Origin of the sequence: Bradyrhizobium sp. 132, assembly GCF_023074185.1 — a bacterium.
In the GTDB taxonomy this organism is placed as follows: domain Bacteria; phylum Pseudomonadota; class Alphaproteobacteria; order Rhizobiales; family Xanthobacteraceae; genus Bradyrhizobium.
Genome location: NZ_JADPKY010000159.1, coordinates 126,580 through 146,699, shown reverse-complemented (window position 1 = coordinate 146,699; position 20,120 = coordinate 126,580). Strand labels below are relative to the sequence as shown.

Sequence of the window (20,120 nt, the reverse complement as noted above, 5' to 3'; positions counted from 1 at the left end):
TACAGCTGTTTTGCTCTGCGGGTCAAACAAAATTCCTAAAATCCGCATAACGTCGCGGGTCGCCCGTAAGCCATCGATTTCGCTGCCGCAGGGCTACTGTCCATGGGTTGTTTTCGCGTTTTCGGGACCTGCCGGATCGGAACCTTCTACCGGCGTCCGGTCTGCGCAAGCACATCGACCACGAACGCGTCGAGGTCGCCGCCTGGAAAGAGAAAGCCCGGCAGTCCGAGGGCCTTGCCGGCATCGATGTCCCGGGCCTGATCTCCGATCACGAAGCTGCCGTCGAGTTGCACCGGCCAGTGCTGGACGAGATCGCGCAACATGCCGGGCGCAGGCTTGCGCCAATCGTGCTCCCCGATGTAGCCGTCGACCGTTCCTTGCGGATGATAGGGACAGAAGCGGATGTCATCGATCCCAGCGCCGTCGCGGGCGAGCTCGTCGCGCATCCAGTTGTGCAGCCCGTGCACATCGGCTTCGGTGAAGAGGCCGCGCGCGACGCCGGACTGGTTGGTGAAGACGAACACAAAATAGCCGGCCTCGTTGAGACGGCGGATGGCGCTGGCTACGTTGGGCATCCAGCGGATGCGGTCTCGCGTGCCGATATAGCCATCGTCACGATTGATGACGCCGTCACGATCGAGGAATGCGGCGGGTTTCGCCGCGCGGCCGTCAGACATTTGCAAGTCCCTGCGTCCTGGCCAGCACGTCTCTTGCGATCTCGACCACTTCCTGTGCCGCAATATCCCGCATGCAGCGGTGGTCGTTCATCTTGCAGATCGTGCTCTGGCAGGGCTGGCATGACAGCACGCTCTTGTCCTGGACCACGGTCGCTGCGAGGCCGTTGAGGGGCGCCCAGAGATAGGGGCTGGTCGGGCCGAAGATGCCCATGGTCGGCGTGCCCAGGGCGGCGGCGATATGCATCAGCCCGGAATCGTTGGAGACTGCGACGCCGGCCGCAGCCATGGCCAGCACGCCGTTGCGCAGATCGTTGCCGGTGAGGTCCCGGACTCCCGGGCCGCCGGCCGCGACGATCTCCTGGGCCAGGCCCTTTTCCCCGGGGCCGCCGACCACCCAGACCTCAAAGCCGCGCTCGGCCAGCAAGCGGGCGGCCGCGGGATAGTAGGTCCAGCGCTTTGACACCCCGACCGAGCCGGGGGCCAGCGCTACGGCGGCCCCAGCGCTCAGGCCGTTGGTCTGCCGCCAGCGGACGATGTCCTCGGCCGGGACCCGCAATTGCGGCACCGGCCATTCCGGGGGTAGGGGGGCGCCGTCGGGCTGGGCCAGCGTGGCGTTCTTGTCGATGAAGCGGGGCAGTTTCTTTTCGCCCCAGCGCCAGCGGTTGAGCAGGCCGAACCGGAATTCGCCGACGAAGCCGACCCTTTCCGGAATCCCGGCCAAAGCGGGCGCGATGGCGGCCTTCCAGGTCCGGGGCAGCACCAGGGCGGTCCCGTAGTTCCGCTCGCGCAGGAGCTTCGCCAAGCCGAGCTGGCGGCCCACGGCGAGTTGGCTGCGCGGCAGGTCCCAGACGACGCCCTCGCGAACGCCGGGCATATAGTCGACCAGAGGAGCGCACAGGGATGTCGTCAGGAGATCAATCGGCCGGTTCGGCCAGCGCTCGTTCAGGACCCGCACCACAGTGTGATTTCGGACGAAATCGCCGATCCACATGTACGGGACGATCAGGATCGGTCGGGTGTCGCTCCGATCTGTATCTCCGCCAAATTGCGAATCTTTGTTCATTCGTTATATTGGACCGTGGGTTCGCTGATGTGGCGGTTCGGTTAGCCGCTCCGGGCCGGCAGGTAAAGCCGGCAGGAGCGGCAATCCCAAAACCGCTTACACTTTGGCGGATCATGCGCTAGGGCAGGACCGGGCCGCAAAACTTCGGGCAGGCGAAATCTGGCGGGGAAGTTGGAATGTTGCTGGTGACCGGCGGGGCCGGTTTTATCGGATCGAATGTCGTCGCCGCGCTGAACGAGGCCGGCCGTTGCGACGTCGTGGTTTGTGATTTCCTCGGCAAAGACGGCAAATGGCGCAATCTCGCCAAGCGGCAGCTTGTGGATATCGTGCCGCCGGCTGAGCTGCCGGACTGGCTGAAGGGCCGCAAGCTCGATGCCATGATCCATCTCGGGGCGATCTCCGCGACCACCGCGACCGACGGCGACCTCGTATTCGAGACCAACTTCCGCCTGTCGATGCGCCTCCTGGACTGGTGCACGGCGAATGCGGTGCCGTTGATCTACGCCTCCTCGGCGGCGACCTATGGCGACGGCGAGGCAGGATTTGACGACGACAGCTCTGTGCCTGCGCTGAAAAAACTGCGGCCGATGAATCTCTACGGCTGGAGCAAGCACCTGTTCGATCTCGCCGTCGCCGAGCGCGCAGCGAACGGCGAGAAGCTGCCGCCGCAATGGGCCGGCCTGAAATTCTTCAACGTGTTCGGCCCCAACGAATACCACAAGGGCTCGATGATGAGCGTGCTGGCGCGCCGCTTCGACGATGTCAAAGCGGGCCGGGTCGTGCAATTGTTCAAGTCGCATCGCGAGGGCATCGCCGACGGCGATCAGCGGCGCGATTTCATCTATGTCGACGACGTCGTGCGCGTCGTCATGTGGCTGCTGGCGACGCCGTCGGTGTCCGGCATCTTCAACGTCGGCACCGGCAACGCACGCAGCTTCAGGGATCTGATGCTCGCGGCCTATTCCGCGCTCGGCGCGAGGCCCAACATCGAATATATCGACATGCCCGAGCAGATCCGCGGCAGCTACCAGTACTTCACCCAGAGCGAGGTCGATCGCCTCCATTGCGCCGGCTATAATGGTGGTTTCACGACGCTCGAGGACGCGGTGAAGGCCTATGTCGGGGATTACCTCGACCGGCCCGACCGCTTCCGCTGAGGCCCATCACCATGCCGACGCCCATTCTCGATTTCGATGCCCTCGCGCAAGCCATCTCAGGCCGCACGGTGCTGTGCATCGGCGACATCATGCTTGACGAGTTCGTCTATGGCGAGGTGTCGCGGATATCGCCGGAAGCGCCGGCGCCGGTCCTAGCGGCGCAGCGCAGTGAGATCCATATCGGCGGTGCCGGCAATGTCGCGCGCAACGTCGCTTCCCTCGGCGCGCGCTGCATCTTCGTCGGCCTCGTCGGCGAGGACGATGCGGGCAGGCAGCTCGCCTCGGCGCTTGCGGAGCAGGGTGCAATCGAAAGCGTGCTGGTGTGCGATCCCTCGCGCCCGACCACGCGAAAGGTCCGCTTCGTCTCCGAGCATTTTTCCACGCACATGCTGCGTGCGGATTGGGAGCAGGCACAACCTGCCTCCGATACGATCGAGACCAGGCTGATCGAAGCGATCCTGCCGCAGATCCCGCGCGCCGACATTGTGCTGCTCTCCGACTACGCCAAGGGCGTGCTGACCGCCCGCGTGATCCGCCACACAATCGACGCCGCGCGAAAGCTCGGCAAGCCCGTGATCGTCGATCCGAAGAGTCTCAATTGGGCGATCTATCGCGGCGCGACGCTCCTCACGCCCAATCGCAAGGAATTTTCGGAGGCGACCAGAAGCCGCGCCGACACTTCACAAAGCATCGTCGATGCAAGCGAGGACGTGATGCGGCTCGCCGATTGCGAGGCGATCCTGGTCACGCAAGGCGAGCACGGCATGACGCTGGTGCCGCGCAACGGCGAGGCCGTTCACGTTCCGGCGGTCCCGGTCAAGGTGCGTGACGTCTCCGGCGCCGGCGACACCGTCGCCGCCGCGCTCGCGGTGTCGCTCGCCACGGGCGCGGACTGGGATACGGCCCTGCGCATGGCCAGTGCCGCCGCCGCCGTCGCCGTCGGCAAGCAGGGCACCGCCACCGTGAGCACGGCCGAGCTGAAGCGAAAGATATTGCCGCATGCCTATCTCGCGGCCGAGGAGAAGATCGTGCTCGAGCCTGATACGCTCGACACGCAGCTCGCGGAATGGAAGCAGCAGGGCCAGCGCATCGGCTTCACCAATGGCTGCTTCGACATCCTGCATCCCGGTCACGTCAAGGTGCTGACCGCGGCGCGCGCCGCCTGCGACCGTCTCATCGTGGGACTCAACAGCGACGCCTCGGTGCGGCGGCTGAAGGGCGGGGATCGCCCCGTTCAGGACGAGCGGGCGCGTGCGGAAGTGCTGGCGGCGCTCGAAGCCGTCGATCTCGTCGTCATCTTCGAGGAGGATACGCCGATCGACCTCATCACCCGCATCAAGCCGAGCGCGCTGGTGAAGGGCGGCGATTACACCCGCGAGCAGGTGGTTGGCCATGAGGTCGTCGAAGCCGCGGGCGGGACGGTCGTGCTGGTCGACATTCTCCGGGGCTTCAGCACGACCGCGCTGGTTCATCGCGCGCGCGGAGAGACGAAGTGACGGAGCTCGCGCGGGAGTCAATGTGGGGGACGACGCTGCGGCGCCTGCGCAGTCGGGCGGCATGGTCTGAGACGGTCGATCTGTTTGCCATCTTGACCGCGGCCTCACTGCCGTGGTCGACGTCGCTCGCGGCGATCTTCAATGTCTTGATGCTCGTCTGCGTGGTGCCGTTTCTCGACGTCAGGGACTTCCTGCAGTCGCTGAAGCGACCGATCTGCGCGCTGCCGATCGCGCTGTTCCTGCTCGCGCTCGTCGGCACGCTGTGGTCGGGGGCGTCCTGGGGCGCGCGGTTCTACGCCGTGAACCCGACGACGAAGCTGCTCGCGCTCCCGGTCCTGATCTATCATTTCGAGCGCTCCTCGCGCGGGCACCTCGTGTTCATCGCGTTTCTGCTGTCCTGCGTGCTGCTGTCGGTGATGTCCTGGCTGGTGCTTTTCCATCCCACGCTCTCGCTGAAGCCGCCTGACGAGCTCGACTCGCGCGGCATCTTCGTGAAGAACTACATCGACCAGAGCCAGGAATTCACGCTGTGTGGTGTCGCGCTCGCGCTTCCGATCGTGAAGCTGCTGCAGCAGAAGAGGATCTGGCTGGCCGCTCTGGTGGCGGCTGTCGCGCTCAGCTTCTTCGTCAACATGGCCTTTGTGGTGATCTCGCGCACCGCACTCGTGACCGCGCCGATCATGCTGGCGGTGTTCGGGCTGCTGCATTTGAAATGGCGCAGCGTCCTGATCATCTTCGCGGCTGTCGCGGCCCTCACCGCGCTGACATGGACGACCTCGTCGACGCTGCACAACACGATTGATACATTCTCCGTGCAGTACGAGCTCTACAAGGACAAGGGAATCCCGACATCGATCGGACTTCGGCTCGAGTTCTGGCGCAAATCGCTGGGCTTCTTTGCCGAGGCGCCGGTCTTCGGTCATGGAACCGGCTCGACGCGCGGCCTGTTCGAGCAGGCTGCGACTGGCGGCCCCTACCAGGCCTCAAACGAGGTGATCGGCAATCCACATAACCAAACACTGAACGTGGCCGTGCAATGGGGCGCTGTCGGCATCATCATCCTGTATGCGATGTGGGCGGTGCATCTCCTCCTGTTCCGCGGCGACGCGCTCGCCAGCTGGATCGGGTTGCTGGTCGTTGTCCAGAACGTATTCACTTCGCTCTTCAATTCCCATCTTTTCGACTTCCATGAAGGGTGGATGTACGTGCTCGGTGTCGGTGTAGCCGGCGGCATGGTGCTCAATTCGCGCCGGAACGGCCGAAGCCCGGAAGAAGCTCGCGGCTGAGATTCGGAGCGCTGGCAAGTCCCGGCGAGATGCGCTATCAGCGCAGTCAGGTTGTATACTGCAGGAGATGTTCGGCCTCAGATGACGCGTCTTTCGCATCTTACCTTGCGTAACTTCCTGATCGCGCTTCACGACGTAGCGGCGACGGCTGCGGCCTTGTTCGTCGCGTTCTATCTTCGCTTCGAAGGTGGCGCGGGCTTTACGGCCCGCTTGCCGCTGCTGCTGCAGATCCTGCCTTATTTCCTCGCCTTCAGCGTGGTCGTCTTCTACGTCTTCAACCTGACGACAACGAAGTGGCGCTTCATCTCGCTGCCCGATGCGCTTAACATCATCCGCGTCGCCACTGTGCTCACCGTCGCCCTTCTCGCGCTCGACTACATCTTTGTCGCGCCGAACGTCCACGGCACCTTCTTTCTCGGCAAGATCACCATCGTCCTTTACTGGTTCCTGGAAATCTCCGCGCTGAGCGCGCTGCGGCTGACCTATCGCTATTTCCGCTATACCCGCGTGATGCATCACGTCAGGACCGAAAATGCCGCGACAACGCTCTTGATCGGGCGCGCCGCCGATGCCGAGGTCGTGCTGCGCGGCGTCGAGAGCGGTGCCATCAAGCACCTCCGCCCGGTCGGGGTGCTGTCGCCGTCCCGGGCCGATCTCGGCCAGCTCATCCGGAACGTGCCGGTCGTCGGCGCGATCGACGACATCGAGGACGTCATCGCTAGCTTCGCCAAGCGCAACAAATCGATCGCCAGGGTCGTGATGACGCCCTCCGCATTCGAGCCCGAATCGCGTCCCGAATCCGTGCTGATGCGCTCGCGGCGGCTTGGCCTGATCGTCAGCCGTCTGCCGTCGCTCGAGCAGGGCGATGTACCGCGGCTCACCTCGGTTGCGGTCGAGGACCTGCTACTGCGGCCGAGCGAGACGATCGACTATGCGCGGCTGGAAGCCCTGATCAAGGGCAAGGGGGTCATCATCACCGGCGGTGGCGGCTCGATTGGCTCGGAGATATGCGAGCGCGTTGTTGCGTTCGGCGCGGCGCGTCTCCTGATCGTCGAAAATTCGGAGCCGGCCCTTTATGCAGTCACCGAGGCGCTCGCCGCGCACGGTTCCGGCGCTGAGATCGAAGGCCGGATCGCCGATATCCGCGACCGCGAGCGCATCACGCGTCTGATGGCGGAGTTCAGGCCGGACATCGTATTCCATGCTGCCGCGCTCAAGCACGTTCCGATCCTGGAGCGGGACTGGAGCGAGGGCGTCAAGACCAACATTTTCGGTTCGATCAACGTGGCCGATGCCGCGCTTGCGGCGGGCGCCGAGGCCATGGTGATGATCTCGACCGATAAGGCGATCGAGCCTGTCTCGATGCTCGGTCTGACCAAGCGCTTCGCGGAGATGTATTGCCAGGCGCTCGACCACGACCTCGTGGCGCAGGCCGGCGGTAACAAGCCGGCGATGCGTTTCATCTCGGTGCGGTTCGGCAATGTGCTGGCTTCGAACGGGTCGGTCGTGCCGAAGTTCAAGGCGCAGATCGAGGCCGGCGGTCCGGTCACCGTGACGCATCCCGACATGGTCCGATATTTCATGACCATCCGCGAAGCCTGCGATCTCGTCATCACGGCCGCGACCCACGCGCTCGGCGCCAGGCGTTTCGACGTTTCGGTCTACGTGCTGAACATGGGCCAGCCGGTGAAGATCGTTGATCTGGCGGAACGGATGATCCGGCTCTCAGGTTTGCAGCCCGGCCACGACATCGAGATCGTGTTCAGCGGCATGAGGCCCGGCGAGCGGCTGAACGAGATTCTGTTCGCCTCTGAGGAGCCAACCGTCGATATCGGGGTCGCAGGCGTTATGGCGGCGAAGCCCAACGAACCGCCGATGCAGACGCTGCTCAAATGGATCTCCGCGCTCGAGCTCGCCATCGTGCATGACGATCGTGCCACCATCAGGACCATCCTGAAGGATGCCGTTCCAGAGTTCGGCGTCAACGCGAGCGTTGCATCCTGAGGGACGCTGGCGAGCGGAGCTGAAAGATGCGCCGGACAAAGCGCAGGAAGAACGCGGCATCGATGACCGGCGCGTTCAGATGCTGCCGCCGCGACCGCAGGCACTCCAGATTGCCGCGTAAGGTCACGCGCCAGCCGCTGGTGCTGATGCCGCCCATCTGGAAATCAGCAATGACGCGCGGAAGGTAGGCGACCCTGTAGTCGTTCAGCGCCAGCGCACGCAGCATGTAATCGTAGTCGGCAGTCGTGACGTAACTCAGATCGTAGTCGCCGACCGTCTCGGCAACCTCGCGCCGCATGTAGAACGTCGGATGCGGCGGGACCCAGCCGAGCTGAAACGAGTAGCGACCGTAGTGTCCGCCACGCCAGGCACGCACGAGGGCCTTGGATTGGTGATCGGTGACCATGTCGAGGTCGCCATAGACGACATCGGCCTGTTGCAGCGCCGCCGCGATCGCAGCCAGCGCGCTGTCGTTATGGAACGTGTCGTCCGAATTGAGGAAGCCGATCGCGTCACCCTTGAACAAGTGCAGCCCCTTGTTCATCGCGTCGTAGACACCCTTGTCGGGCTCGGAGATCACGCGGATCTCGCTGGAGCCGAACGACTCCACGAGCTTCAGCGTCGCATCCTTTGAGGCACCGTCGACGACCAGCATCTCCTTATCGGGATGCGTCTGGCCGAGGAAGGATTCGATGGTGGCGCCGATCGTCGCCTGGGAGTTGTAGCTGGCTGTGATGACGCTGATCTTCATTCCGTGTCCGTGATGCTACGCGCCGGAGATTATAGGAAAGAACCCCGAGGGTTGATAGATCACTGCGGAGTTTGCTGCGCTTTCGTGCCGGCTTTGTGAACGCTTATTCACGCACCCCGAGCGGCGGCCGACCCCTGCGCGGCTTTCTCCGCGCTGAGGATCCAGACCAGGCCGCCGATAGCGCCGACGATGAAGTACACGGCGCCGAACAGGAGCGAGACGTTGACGCCCTCGTTCGTGGCAAGTCCCGCGAAGCCGAACGCGAGGCCCATGGTGGCTTCTCGCACGCCCCAGCCGGCGATCGAGATCGGCATCATCGTGATCAGCATCACCGGCGGTACGAGCATAAAGACGTCGCTGAAGCCGACCGGCGCCGCGATCGACTGCACGACGCACCAGGCGACCACGACGGCCAGCACATGCACGGCGAGCGACAGGATCACGACCGCCGGTCCGCGCGAGCGGCTGAAGATCACGCGGTTGGCGATCACGGCACAGGCGTGAATGTGATGCGTGGCCCACCAGGTTTTCAGCCAGTGCCATTTCAGCGCGCCGAAGACCAGGAAGCCGAGACCACCCGCGAGCGCCGCGAGGTCGACGAGCAGCAGCGCCGAGCGCCCGTGCGGATCGGCGATGAGGGCGTAGCTCCAGGGCAGGCTCGCGACGATGGTGATCGCGAGCGCGATCAAACCGATCGCGCGGTCGACGAAGATCGAGTAGGTCGCAGCGCGCCAGCCGGCGCCCGCGCGCGCGACGAGCCAGAGCCGGACCGCATCGCCGCCGATCGCCGACGGCAGGGTCTGGTTGAAGAACGATCCGATCACGTTGTAGCGCATGGCCCGGCCGAGCTCGAGCGGCGCGCCGCATTCCGCGCTGATCTCGCGCCAGCGCAGCACGCCGACGAAGATTTGCAGGAACGCGATCGCGATTGCCAGGCCGATCCAGAACAGGCTGGTCACGGTGAAACGCGAAAACAGTTCGGACAGATCGACCTTGCGCAGCGCCAAATAGAGCAGCGCTCCGGAAATCAGGATCTTGGCCGTCGACAGCAGGATTCGGCGCATTTCGCCCGCGTGAACAAGGGATTTGAAACCACCCGACGCGAGGCGCCGAATTCGGCCGCTTTGGTATGGTTTTGGCGTCGATCTTGCAATAGCGGTTATTAAGAGTTCTCATGAACAGCCCCATGCAGGGTGGCGGAGCTATTGCGCTCCCCGCTAAAGAGGCCTCACGGGCGAAGGATTTCTCGGGAACAGAATGACGGATCAGGCGATTTTGATTACGGGTGCGGCCGGTTTCATCGGCTTTCACGTCGCCCGGCAGCTTCTGAGCGAGGACCGGCCCGTCGTCGGGCTCGACAATCTCAACGGCTATTACGACCCGGCGTTGAAACAGGCGCGCCTTGCGCTGTTGCGCGGGGATTCCCGTTTCTCCTTCGTCGAGGCCGATCTCGCCGACCGCGAGACCATCGCGGCGCTGTTTGCGCGACACCGATTTGCCAAAGTCGTGCATCTCGCGGCCCAGGCCGGCGTGCGCTATTCGATCGAGCAGCCGCACGCCTACGCCGATTCCAATCTCCAGGGCTTTCTCAACATGCTGGAGGGCTGCCGGCACAATGGCTGTCGTCATCTCGTCTACGCTTCGTCATCCTCCGTTTATGGCGCCAACACAAAACTGCCATTTGCCGTGCAGGACCGGACCGACCATCCCGTGAGCCTCTACGCTGCGACCAAGAAGGCGAACGAGGTGATGGCGCAGTCCTACAGCCATCTCTATCGGCTGCCGGTCACGGGCCTGCGCTTCTTTACTATCTACGGCCCCTGGGGTCGGCCCGATATGGCCATGTTTCTGTTCGTGAACGCCATCATGGCCGATCGGCCGATCCGGCTCTTTAACCATGGCAAAATGCGTCGCGACTTCACCTATATTGACGACGTCACCCGCGTGGTGTCCAAGCTGATTGATCAGGTGCCCGCGGATGACCCGGCTGCCGCAAATGCGCCGTCTAAGGTCTACAATGTCGGCAACCACCATCCGGAAGAACTGATGCATGTCGTCGGACTTCTGGAGCAGGAGCTCGGTCGGACGGCGGTCAAAGAATTGCTGCCGATGCAGCCGGGAGACGTTTTGGAAACGTTCGCGGATGTCTCGGATCTGATGCGCGACACCGGCTTTGCACCGTCAACGCCGATTGCGCACGGGGTTCGTAATTTTGTCACCTGGTATCGGGACTACTTCAAGGTTTGAAATGACGATGGACAAACGCATTATCCCCCTGATCATGTGCGGCGGTGCCGGCACGCGGCTGTGGCCGGCTTCGCGCGAGGTGCGCCCCAAGCAATTCCTGCCGCTGTTCGGCGCGCGCTCGACCTTCCAGGACACGCTCTCGCGCGTCTCGGAGGCCTCGCTGTTCGGTCGTCCGATCGTGATCACCAATGCCTCCTATCGCTTCATGGTGCTGGAGCAGCTAGCCGAGATCGGCATCGAGGCCGACGTGATCCTCGAGTCGATGCGGCGCGATTCCGGCCCCGCGATTGCCGCGGGCGCTGTGTTCGCGCAGAACCGCGCCAGTGAAGCCATCGTGCTCGCGCTCGCCGCCGACCACGTGGTGCAGGACAATGCCGCCTTCGTCGCGGCGTGCCGCGAAGGTCTGATCGCTGCGAGCGCCGGGCGGATCGTCACCTTCGGCGTCAAGCCGGAGCGGCCGGCGACCGAATACGGCTATATCAGCCCGGGCGAGGTGATCTCCGGCACGGTGCACGCGGTCGCACGCTTCGTCGAGAAGCCGGACGCGGTGAAGGCGGCCGACTACGTCAATTCCGGCTATCTCTGGAACAGCGGCAACTTCATGTTCCCGGCCAGCGTGCTGCTCGACGAATACCGCAAGGTTGACGCGGCGAGCGTGGAGGCGATCTCCAATGCCGTCGCCAATGCCGGCCGCGACCTCGGCTTCGTGACGCTGGAGCCCGAAGCGTTCGGCGCGGCCAAGGCGATCTCGATCGACTATGCGGTGATGGAGAAGACCGCGCGCGCAGCAGTGGTGCCGGTGTCCTGCGGCTGGTCCGACGTCGGCTCCTGGCACGCGGTGTGGGAATTGTCCAACAAGGACGCGCAAGGCAATGCTTCGCACGGCAGCGCCGTGTTCGAAGATAGCCGCAACTGCAACGTCACCACCGATTCCGCGCTGGTCGCGCTCGAAGGCGTCGACGATCTCGTCGTGGTCGCGACCGCGGATGCAGTGCTGGTCTCGCGCCAGAAGGATGCCAACGGCCTGAAGCGGCTCGTGACCAAGCTCAAGGCGGTGGCACCGAAGGTCACCGAGGAGCACCTTAGGGTGCATCGGCCCTGGGGCAGCTACCAGTCGGTCGACAATGGCGAGCGCCACCAGGTCAAGCGCATCGTGGTGAAGCCGGGCGGGCGTCTGTCGCTGCAGAAGCACCACCATCGCGCCGAGCACTGGATCGTGGTCCGCGGCGCCGCCCGCGTCACCGTCAACGAGACCGTCAAGACGGTGCACGAGAACGAGTCGATCTACATCCCGATGGGCGCGGTGCACCGGATGGAGAACCCCGGCAAGATCATGCTGGAGCTGATCGAGGTCCAGACCGGAAGCTATCTCGGCGAAGACGACATCATCCGGATTGAAGACGACTATCAACGGTCGTAGCCAGCAAGCTCCGAATCACGCAACGCGGGCTGAAACGTTGGTCTCTTTCAGAGGCTTAAGGCCCAGGGAACGTGTAACTTTTTGAATCAAATCGTGTCCGGATCGTGAGGGCGGCATTCGCCACAAATGTGGCGTCCGTGCTAGAGCTGCGCCGGGGATTTTGCGTTGAATCGGGGTTTGCTCAGATGAGTTCCAACGGATATGCACCGGCAAAGGCCGGCTTGCGCGTCGGCGTCATTGGCGCCGGCGTGATGGGCAGCAACCACGCGCGCGTGCTGAGCGGCTTGCCCGGCGTCAGCCTTGTCGGCGTCGTCGATCCTTCGCCGGCCCATCGCACGCGCGCGATGGAGCTTGCCAATTGCACGGGCTTCGAGACGCTCGACCAGCTCTTGGCCGAGGGCATCGATGCCGTCACCATTGCGGCGCCGACCCATCTGCATCACGAGGTCTCGCTCGCCTGCATCGCCAAGAACATCCACGTGCTGGTCGAGAAACCGATCGCCTCCACGGTCGCGGAGGGCCGCGAGATCGTCACCGCCGCGCAAAAGGCCGGCGTGACGCTGATGGTCGGCCATGTCGAGCGCTTCAATCCGGCGGTCGCCGCCGTCAAGCAGGCGATCGCGGGCGAAGATATCCTCTCCATCGCGATCACGCGCGTCGGCCCGTTCCCCCCGCGCATGTCCAACGTCGGCGTCGTCATCGATCTTGCCGTGCATGACATCGACCTGATCCGCTGGTTCACCGAATCCGACATCGTCGAGGTGCAACCGCAATTGTCGAGCGCGATCGCCGAGCGCGAGGACATCGCGCTGCTGCAGTTCCGCACCGCCAACGGCGTGCTCGCGCACATCAACACCAACTGGCTGACCCCGTTCAAGGCGCGCAGCGTCACGGTCGCAACCCGCGGCAAATACGTGATGGGCGATCTCCTGACGCGTCAGGTCACCGAATGCTTCGGCTTCAAGCCGGACGGCAGCTATTCGATGCGGCATCTGCCGGTCGGCCATGACGAGCCGCTTCGCGCCGAGCTGATCGCGTTCCTCAAGGCCGTACGTAACGGCGAGACGCCGGCGGTCACGGGCGACGAAGGTGTTGCCAGCCTCGAGATCGCGACGCAGTGCCTGGAAACGCCGTCCCGCCCCGCAGCCACGTCGTCCGCCCGCAAGGGTCCGCGCCGCGTCGCCGGCTGATCCTTTTCCATGTCGACCATTCAAGAAGGCGCCAAGAACCAGGCCATGAACCAGCATCTGCGTTCCGAACCCATTCCCTTCATCGACGTCGCCTCGCAGCGCCGCCGGCTCGGCGACTTGCTCGATGCCGCCGTCAAGCGCGTTCTCGACCATTGCCAGTTCGTCAACGGCCCTGAAGTCGCCGAGTTCGAGAAGCAGCTTGCGGCCTATTGCGGCGCCAAGCACGTTATCGGCTGCGCGAGCGGCACCGATGCGATCCTGATGGTGATGATGGCGAAGAATGTCGGACCGGGCGACGCCGTGTTCTGTCCGTCGTTCACCTTCATCGCGACGGCTTCGCCGGTGGCGCGGACCGGCGCAACGCCGGTCTATGTCGACGTGGACGAAGCGACCTTCAACATGAGCCCGGAATCGCTGAAGCGCGGCATCGCGACCGCTCGCAAGCAGGCCCTCAAACCGGTCGCGGTCATTCCGGTCGACCTGTTCGGCCAGCCCGCCGATCACGACGCCATTGCCGAGATCGCCAAGGCGGAAGGCCTGTTCGTGCTCGACGACGCCGCGCAGGGCTTTGGTGCGAGCTACAAGGGCCGCAAGCTCGGCACGCTGGCGCTCGCCACCGCGACCAGCTTCTTCCCCGCAAAACCGCTTGGCTGCTTCGGCGACGGCGGCGCGATCTTCACCAATGACGACGAGCTCGCGGCGACGCTGCGCAGCATCCGGGTGCACGGGCAGGGCGTCGACAAGTACGACAACGTCCGCCTCGGCCTGACCGGCCGGCTCGACACCATGCAGGCCGCGATCCTGATCGAGAAGCTGAAGATCTTCGACGACGAGATCGCCGCCCGCAACAAGGTCGCCGAGCGCTACGCGCGCGGGCTCAGCAATGTGGTGACCGTGCCGCGCGTGGCTCCCGGCAATAGTTCGGTCTGGGCGCAGTACACCGTCCGCCTCCCTGCGGGCACCGACCGCGACGGCTTTGCCGCCGCGCTGAAGGCCCAGGGCGTGCCGACTGCGATTTATTACGGCAAGTCGATGCATCAGCAGACCGCCTACAAGCAGTATCCGGTCGCAGAAGGCGGCCTGCCGGGCTGCGAGAGCCTGTCGCAGGACGTCATCAGCCTGCCGATGCACGCTTATCTGACCGAAGTCGATCAGGAGCGAATCATCGCGGCCGTGCACGGCGCGCTTTCAACCTGATTTCGCCGTTATTCTTTACCTCTCCCGCTTGCGGGAGAGGTCGGATCGCGCAAGCGATCCGGGTGAGGGTTCTCTCCTCTGGGGGGCTCAATTGCGGAAACACCCTCTCCCCAACCCTCCCCGCAAGCGGGGGAGGGAGCGGACCTGCGCCGCAGCTTGCACCTAGACCTAATCTCGCCATGCTCTAAAACATACGCATGCTCGGACGCATCTTCACGGTTGGCGGATATACGCTGCTCTCGCGGCTGACGGGATTTGCCCGCGACATCATGCTCGCGGCGATCCTCGGCGCCGGCCCCGTGGCCGACGCCTTTTTCGTGGCGCTGCGGCTGCCCAATCATTTCCGCGCGATCTTTGCCGAAGGCGCGTTCAACGCCGCCTGGGTGCCGGCCTATGCCCACGTCCATGGCGAGCGCGGGGAGGGGGCGGCAAGATTGTTCGCCGACCGCATCTTCACGCTGCTGCTGGCCTCGCAAGTGGTGCTGCTGATAGTCGCCTGGCTGTTCATGCCGCAGGCCATGAGCATTTTGGCGCCCGGCTTTAGCGAGGATGCCGAGCAGCGCAGGCTCGCGATCGAGCTCACCCGGATCACCTTTCCCTATCTGCTGCTGATCACGCTGGTCACGCTCTATGGCGGCATGCTCAACGTGATGCAGCGCTTCGCCAGCGCTGCGGCGGCCTCGATCTTCCTCAACATCTCGATGATGATGACGCTGGCGCTCGCTGTCTGGTTTCCCAGCGCGGGCCATGCCGCCGCCTGGGGCGTCCTGATCTCGGGCTTCCTGCAATATTTCCTGCTGGCGGGCGATCTCGCGCGCCATGGCGGCCTGCCGCGCTTTGCGCCACTCAAGCTCGACGAAGACGTCCGCGGCTTCTTTAGGGCGCTCGGGCCCGCGACGCTGGGTTCGATGGGCACGCAGGTCGCGCTGTTTGCCGACACCATCATCGCGACCTTCCTGCCCGCGGGCGCGCTGTCGGCGCTCTACTATGCCGACCGCCTCAACCAGCTGCCGATCGGCGTGATCGGCATCGCCATCGGCACGGTGCTGCTGCCGGAGATGTCGCGGCGGATCACCGCCAACGACCATGACGGCGCGATGAAGGCGCAGCGCCGCGCGTTCGATTTCACGCTGCTGTTCTCGGTGCCGTTCGTCGCCGCCTTCCTCACCGTGCCCGACGCGATCATGCGTGCGCTGTTCGCCCGCGGGGCGTTCTCGAAGGCCGATGCCGCCGTCGCCGGCGCCACGCTCGCCGCCTATGCCATCGGTCTGATCCCCTTCGTGCTGATCCGCAGCGCGGTCGCGACCTTCTATGCGCGCAAGGACACGGCGACGCCGGTTCGAGCGTCACTGACCGGCATCGCGGTCAACGTCGCCCTGAAAGTCGCCTTGATGGGATCGCTCGCCCAGATCGGCCTGGCGCTCGCAACAGCCGTCGGTGTCTGGACCAATCTGCTGCTGGTGCTCTTCTTCGCAGTGCGGCGGGGCTTTCTCGTGCTGGACCGTGCCTGGCTGTTGTCGCTGGCCAAATTCCTGCTGACCGGCATCATCCTGGCCGCCGCCTTCTGGCTGATCGCGCGGTTCAGCGGCGCCTATCTTGCCTCGATGCACTTCCAAGACGAACTGACGCTGGTCCTGTTGGCCCTTGGGGGCACAATCGTCTACGCGCTCGCGATCCTGGTTCTGTTCGGCCGCCGCTGGCTGGTCTCGCTGGTGCGCGGCTAGCTTCTTCGAATTTTCAACGCATTGACGGCTCGACCTTGTCGGCACGGACCAGTCTCGATCGTCCTTGGATGGACACATCGCGGAAGTGCGGTGGATGGACCCTGCACACGTGAAGTGATGCCGTCACCTCGATCCGGCAAAATCGAACCAGGAGCACTGTTTATGAGGATCACCGTCGAAACCAACGTAGCAGCCCCGATCGATCAGGTCTGGCGTGCCTATACGACGCCTGCCGAAGTCATGAAGTGGAACGCCGCGTCCGACGACTGGCATACGACTAAGGCTGCCGTCGACCTGCGAGAAGGCGGTGCCTTCTCATCTCGCATGGAGGCCAAGGACGGCAGCATGGGCTTTGACTTTGCCGGCACCTACACGAAGATCGTCGAGCACAAGCGGATCGAATACGCGTTCGGCGAGCGAAAAGCCGAAGTCGAGTTTGTGCCCGGCCCGAAGGGCATTCTCGTCCGCGTTGTCTTCGATGGCGAATCGACGCACTCGGTCGAGCAGCAGCAAGGCGGTTGGCAGGCCATCCTCGACAACTTCGCACGACACGTGGAAGCGAGGCAGAAGAAGTCGTGAAGGCGTGCAGGGGGAAGAGAGCGCCGGAGCGAGGGCTCGCCTCCAGGATGCAACCGACGGCCACACATCTCTTGATTTTGCGAGATTGCTGTGGTATTCGCGGCTCATGACTAAATCAGTGCGCAACATCAATTCGATGCACATAACCCGCTTCGGCTGGGCCGTGGGAGGAGTCGCGCGCTAGGAATTCGACGACGACATCTCTTCCACCAGGCCCCGCCGGCATCGGACGGGGCCTTTTGTTTGGCCATGCTCCCTGCCGGCACAACAGCAGGAGCATCCGATGCCACCCCAACAGACGAACGTCACATCCGGGATTGAGGCCGATGCCGAGGGACGCGGCCTCAACGTCTCCATCGTGTCGGCGAGGGACGCGATGGACGCAGCGTTGGCAGCGCGCCTCAAGGCGACCGCTGCGGCGCTGGACTACGCTTTGCCGGAAAAGGATGCTGCCGCATCGACGCGAGGCGTCCTGGGCTTGCTCAGGCGATTTTGGCGTGCGTTTCAGGGGCGGCGACAGCGCCAGAGCTTACGAGCCAATTTGCAGGACCTCAGTGACAGGGAGCTGATGGATATCGGCCTGACGCGCAGTGAGATCGACTACATCACAGCTGAACGAGCTATCGATAGACTTAGAGATAGCACCATATATCCGTGGAGCCGTGGTGTGATGTAACTTGTAGAGGAGCTTGGCGGGCTGCTCCTTCGCGGACGATCCTTCGAGACGCCCGCTTTTGGCGGGCTCCTCAGGATGAGGTCTCGTTTCCGCGGCGCAATCCTGGACCCTCATGGTGAGGAGCGCCGCTTGGGGCGCGTCTCGAACCATGAAGGCCGAACTCTGTCCCGCCTTCCAGAACGCCATATGCGATAGCCCCCGTGCTATGACGGATCAGTGGCGCTCTTCCCTGCCTGCGATCAATGTGTGCCCGACTAAAGCCATTTGCCTTGCCAGTTTTTCCACGGCAATATGCCGGCAAAACAACCATAGGACGGGACAAGAAAATGGCGGCTCCCATCAAGTTCGGCGTTGGCCAAAGCGTGCTGCGCAAGGAGGATGACGCGCTCATCCGCGGCAAGGGCCGCTATACCGACGATTATGCGCCGCAGGCTGCGCTCCGCTGCTTGATGCTGCGCTCGCCGCATGCCCATGCCAAATACACCATCGATGCGAGCCGCGCTCGCGGGCTGCCCGGCGTCGCGCTGATCCTGACCGCCGACGACGTCAAGGATCTCGGCAATCTGCCCTGCCTGTTCAATCTCGAAACCGATCCCTTCACCGGCCCGCCTTACCCGATCCTCGCCAAGGACGAGGTGCGCCATGTCGGCGATTCCATCGCCTTCGTCGTGGCTGAGACCATCGACCAGGCCCGCGACGCGATCGAGGCGATTGACGTCAAATGGACCCCGCTGCCGGCGGTGACCGGCGTCGTCAACGCCATCAAGAAGGGCGCGCCGCAGGTCTGGCCGGACAAGGCCGGCAATGTGCTGTTCGACGTCTCGATCGGCGACAAGGCCGCGACCGAAGCTGTGTTTGCCAAGGCGCATGCGGTCGCCGAAATCTCGATCGTCAATCCGCGTGTGGTCGCGAGCTTCATGGAGGCGCGCGCTGCCGTGTGCGAATACGACGCCAAGCGCGACCATCTGACGCTGACGGTCGGCAGCCAGGGCAGCCATCGCCTGCGCGACATCCTCTGCCAGAACGTGCTGAACATCCCGACCGATAAGATGCGGGTGATCTGCCCCGACGTCGGCGGCGGCTTCGGCACGAAGCTGTTTCCCTATCGGGAATACGCCCTCCTGGCAGTCGCCGCGCGAAAGCTGAAGAAGGCGGTGAAATGGGCGGCCGACCGCACCGAGCATTTCATCGGTGATGCGCAAGGCCGCGACAACGTCACCACCGCGAAGATGGCGCTGGCTGAGGACGGCAAGTTCCTCGCGATGGATTGCGACCTGATGGGCGACATGGGCGCGTATCTGTCGACCTTCGGCCCCTACATCCCGCATGGCGGCGCCGGCATGTTGCCGGGCCTCTACGATATCCAGGCGTTCCATTGCCGCGTGCGCACCATCTTCACCAACAGCGTGCCGGTCGACGCCTATCGCGGTGCGGGGCGGCCTGAGGCTGCTTATGTCATCGAGCGCCTCGTGGATGCCTGCGCGCGAAAACTCGACATGACGCCGGACGCCATCCGCCGCAAGAATTTCATTCAGCCGAAGGCGCTGCCGTACAAGACCGCGACCGGCAAGGTCTACGATTCCGGCGACTTCGCCGCGCATCTCAAGCGCGCGATGGAGATCGCCGAGTGGAAGGAGTTTGGAAAGCGCGCAAAGCTCGCCAAGAAGAACGGCCTGATCCGCGGCATCGGGCTTGCGAGCTATGTCGAGGTCTGCGGCACCATGGGCGAGGAGACCGCCAATGTGCGGATGGATCCCAATGGCGACATCACCGTCCTGATCGGCACGCAGTCGAGCGGGCAGGGCCACCAGACCGCCTATGCGCAGATCGTCGCCGAGCAGTTCGGTGTTGCGCCCGAGCGCGTGCACGTCCACCAGGGCGACACCGATATGATCGCCACGGGCCTCGGCACCGGCGGCTCGGCCTCGATTCCCTCAGGCGGTGTCAGCGTCGAGCGTGCGACCCGCGAACTCGGCGCGAAGCTTAAGGAGATCGCGGCGCAAGCGCTGGAGGCCAGCGCCGGCGACCTCGAGATTTCAGAAGGCGTGGTGCGCATCGCCGGCACCGACCGTTCGATCTCGTTCGCCGATCTCGCCAAGCGCCCCGGCGCCGACCCGTCGAAGCTGAACGCGAGTGCGACCTTCGCCAGCGCCGACGGCACCTATCCGAACGGCACGCATGTCGCCGAGGTCGAGATTGATCCGGCCACCGGCATCATCAAAATCGTCAACTACGTGATCGTCGACGATTTCGGCAAGACGCTCAATCCGCTGCTGCTGGCCGGCCAGGTGCATGGCGGCGCCATGCAGGGCATCGGCCAGGCGCTGATGGAGCAGGTGGTCTATGGCGCCAGCGACGGCCAGCTCATCACCGCGACTTTCATGGACTACGCGCTGCCGCGCGCGGCGGACGGACCTGCCTTCGTGTTCGAGACTGCCAACGTTCCCTGCACGACCAATCCGCTGGGGGTGAAGGGCGCGGGCGAGGCCGGCGCGATCGGCTCCTGTCCGGCCGTCGTCAATGCCATCGTCGACGGACTCTGGCGCGAGTACAAGATCGACCACATCGACATGCCCGCGACCGCGGAGCGGGTGTGGATCGCCATCAACGAGCACCATCGCCGTCACAGCCTGTAAACGGCGATCTCCGCGGC

General features: G+C 64.2%; 16 protein-coding genes. 12 read left to right on the top strand and 4 right to left on the bottom strand.

The window, feature by feature from the left end; genetic code table 11:
• Window positions 1–146: 146 nt before the first annotated feature.
• Together IVA74_RS35565 and waaF are read right to left on the bottom strand one after the other, a co-directional pair.
• Window positions 147–677, bottom strand: coding sequence for an HAD family hydrolase (locus tag IVA74_RS35565; RefSeq protein ID WP_247352115.1), 531 nt, complete (start codon window positions 675–677; stop codon window positions 147–149).
• A complete protein-coding gene (gene waaF, locus IVA74_RS35560) occupies window positions 670–1,740 on the bottom strand; it encodes a lipopolysaccharide heptosyltransferase II (RefSeq protein WP_247352114.1) in 1,071 nt (356 codons plus the stop codon). Before waaF ends, IVA74_RS35565 begins: the two co-directional genes overlap by 8 nt.
• A gap of 176 nt (window positions 1,741–1,916) precedes the next feature.
• Between waaF and rfaD the strand changes: the two genes are divergently transcribed.
• The 4 genes from rfaD to IVA74_RS35540 all read left to right on the top strand — a co-directional run bounded on the left by rfaD (window position 1,917) and on the right by IVA74_RS35540 (window position 7,683).
• Window positions 1,917–2,897: an ADP-glyceromanno-heptose 6-epimerase gene (gene rfaD / locus IVA74_RS35555; RefSeq protein ID WP_247352112.1), complete on the top strand. Its 981-nt coding sequence runs from the start codon at window positions 1,917–1,919 to the stop codon at window positions 2,895–2,897.
• An 11-nt stretch (window positions 2,898–2,908) separates the two neighbouring features.
• Window positions 2,909–4,393 (top strand): D-glycero-beta-D-manno-heptose-7-phosphate kinase, encoded by a 1,485-nt coding sequence (gene rfaE1 / locus IVA74_RS35550; RefSeq protein WP_247352110.1) that lies wholly within the window; start codon window positions 2,909–2,911, stop codon window positions 4,391–4,393.
• A complete protein-coding gene (locus tag IVA74_RS35545) occupies window positions 4,390–5,679 on the top strand; it encodes an O-antigen ligase family protein (protein WP_247352108.1) in 1,290 nt (429 codons plus the stop codon). The genes rfaE1 and IVA74_RS35545 overlap by 4 nt, the downstream gene beginning before the upstream one ends.
• 81 nt (window positions 5,680–5,760) lie before the next feature.
• Window positions 5,761–7,683 (top strand): SDR family NAD(P)-dependent oxidoreductase, encoded by a 1,923-nt coding sequence (locus IVA74_RS35540; protein WP_247352106.1) that lies wholly within the window; start codon window positions 5,761–5,763, stop codon window positions 7,681–7,683.
• On the opposite strand, the gene IVA74_RS35535 is transcribed toward IVA74_RS35540, so the two are convergent.
• Together IVA74_RS35535 and IVA74_RS35530 are read right to left on the bottom strand one after the other, a co-directional pair.
• Window positions 7,661–8,434 carry a glycosyltransferase family 2 protein gene (locus IVA74_RS35535; protein WP_247352105.1) on the bottom strand — a complete coding sequence of 258 codons (774 nt, stop codon included), beginning with the start codon at window positions 8,432–8,434 and terminating at the stop codon, window positions 7,661–7,663. The genes IVA74_RS35540 and IVA74_RS35535 overlap by 23 nt on opposite strands.
• 107 nt (window positions 8,435–8,541) lie before the next feature.
• A complete protein-coding gene (locus tag IVA74_RS35530; protein WP_247352103.1) occupies window positions 8,542–9,498 on the bottom strand; it encodes a lysylphosphatidylglycerol synthase transmembrane domain-containing protein in 957 nt (318 codons plus the stop codon).
• Window positions 9,499–9,691: 193 nt separating this feature from the next.
• Between IVA74_RS35530 and IVA74_RS35525 the strand changes: the two genes are divergently transcribed.
• From IVA74_RS35525 to IVA74_RS35490, 8 genes are all read left to right on the top strand, one after another.
• Window positions 9,692–10,681 (top strand): SDR family NAD(P)-dependent oxidoreductase, encoded by a 990-nt coding sequence (locus tag IVA74_RS35525; RefSeq protein WP_247352101.1) that lies wholly within the window; start codon window positions 9,692–9,694, stop codon window positions 10,679–10,681.
• 7 nt (window positions 10,682–10,688) lie between these two features.
• Window positions 10,689–12,101, top strand: a complete 1,413-nt coding sequence (locus IVA74_RS35520; protein ID WP_247352099.1) for a mannose-1-phosphate guanylyltransferase/mannose-6-phosphate isomerase — start codon at window positions 10,689–10,691, stop codon at window positions 12,099–12,101.
• Window positions 12,102–12,286: 185 nt separating this feature from the next.
• Window positions 12,287–13,291 carry a Gfo/Idh/MocA family oxidoreductase gene (locus IVA74_RS35515; RefSeq protein WP_247352097.1) on the top strand — a complete coding sequence of 335 codons (1,005 nt, stop codon included), beginning with the start codon at window positions 12,287–12,289 and terminating at the stop codon, window positions 13,289–13,291.
• A 9-nt stretch (window positions 13,292–13,300) separates the two neighbouring features.
• Window positions 13,301–14,488: a DegT/DnrJ/EryC1/StrS family aminotransferase gene (locus IVA74_RS35510; RefSeq protein ID WP_247352095.1), complete on the top strand. Its 1,188-nt coding sequence runs from the start codon at window positions 13,301–13,303 to the stop codon at window positions 14,486–14,488.
• 197 nt (window positions 14,489–14,685) lie between these two features.
• Window positions 14,686–16,212 carry a murein biosynthesis integral membrane protein MurJ gene (gene murJ, locus IVA74_RS35505; RefSeq protein WP_247352093.1) on the top strand — a complete coding sequence of 509 codons (1,527 nt, stop codon included), beginning with the start codon at window positions 14,686–14,688 and terminating at the stop codon, window positions 16,210–16,212.
• A 162-nt stretch (window positions 16,213–16,374) separates the two neighbouring features.
• A complete protein-coding gene (locus IVA74_RS35500) occupies window positions 16,375–16,791 on the top strand; it encodes an SRPBCC family protein (protein ID WP_247352092.1) in 417 nt (138 codons plus the stop codon).
• Between the two features lie 283 nt (window positions 16,792–17,074).
• Complete coding sequence (locus IVA74_RS35495) at window positions 17,075–17,467, top strand: DUF1127 domain-containing protein (protein WP_247352090.1); 393 nt, start codon at window positions 17,075–17,077, stop codon at window positions 17,465–17,467.
• Window positions 17,468–17,793: 326 nt separating this feature from the next.
• The gene (locus IVA74_RS35490; protein WP_247352088.1) at window positions 17,794–20,103 is read left to right on the top strand and encodes a xanthine dehydrogenase family protein molybdopterin-binding subunit; all 2,310 of its coding nucleotides are present in this window, start codon (window positions 17,794–17,796) and stop codon (window positions 20,101–20,103) included.
• Window positions 20,104–20,120 lie beyond the last annotated feature (17 nt).

What these genes read in the sequence shown, in the direction of transcription:
- IVA74_RS35565 (WP_247352115.1), bottom strand. Translation starts at nt 677, where the DNA reads ATGTCTGACGGCCGCGCGGCGAAACCCGCCGCATTCCTCGATCGTGAC.
- waaF (WP_247352114.1), bottom strand. Translation starts at nt 1,740, where the DNA reads ATGAACAAAGATTCGCAATTTGGCGGAGATACAGATCGGAGCGACACC.
- rfaD (WP_247352112.1), top strand. Translation starts at nt 1,917, where the DNA reads ATGTTGCTGGTGACCGGCGGGGCCGGTTTTATCGGATCGAATGTCGTC.
- rfaE1 (WP_247352110.1), top strand. Translation starts at nt 2,909, where the DNA reads ATGCCGACGCCCATTCTCGATTTCGATGCCCTCGCGCAAGCCATCTCA.
- IVA74_RS35540 (WP_247352106.1), top strand. Translation starts at nt 5,761, where the DNA reads ATGACGCGTCTTTCGCATCTTACCTTGCGTAACTTCCTGATCGCGCTT.
- IVA74_RS35535 (WP_247352105.1), bottom strand. Translation starts at nt 8,434, where the DNA reads ATGAAGATCAGCGTCATCACAGCCAGCTACAACTCCCAGGCGACGATC.
- IVA74_RS35530 (WP_247352103.1), bottom strand. Translation starts at nt 9,498, where the DNA reads ATGCGCCGAATCCTGCTGTCGACGGCCAAGATCCTGATTTCCGGAGCG.
- IVA74_RS35525 (WP_247352101.1), top strand. Translation starts at nt 9,692, where the DNA reads ATGACGGATCAGGCGATTTTGATTACGGGTGCGGCCGGTTTCATCGGC.
- IVA74_RS35520 (WP_247352099.1), top strand. Translation starts at nt 10,689, where the DNA reads ATGGACAAACGCATTATCCCCCTGATCATGTGCGGCGGTGCCGGCACG.
- IVA74_RS35515 (WP_247352097.1), top strand. Translation starts at nt 12,287, where the DNA reads ATGAGTTCCAACGGATATGCACCGGCAAAGGCCGGCTTGCGCGTCGGC.
- IVA74_RS35510 (WP_247352095.1), top strand. Translation starts at nt 13,301, where the DNA reads ATGTCGACCATTCAAGAAGGCGCCAAGAACCAGGCCATGAACCAGCAT.
- murJ (WP_247352093.1), top strand. Translation starts at nt 14,686, where the DNA reads ATGCTCGGACGCATCTTCACGGTTGGCGGATATACGCTGCTCTCGCGG.
- IVA74_RS35500 (WP_247352092.1), top strand. Translation starts at nt 16,375, where the DNA reads ATGAGGATCACCGTCGAAACCAACGTAGCAGCCCCGATCGATCAGGTC.
- IVA74_RS35495 (WP_247352090.1), top strand. Translation starts at nt 17,075, where the DNA reads ATGCCACCCCAACAGACGAACGTCACATCCGGGATTGAGGCCGATGCC.
- IVA74_RS35490 (WP_247352088.1), top strand. Translation starts at nt 17,794, where the DNA reads ATGGCGGCTCCCATCAAGTTCGGCGTTGGCCAAAGCGTGCTGCGCAAG.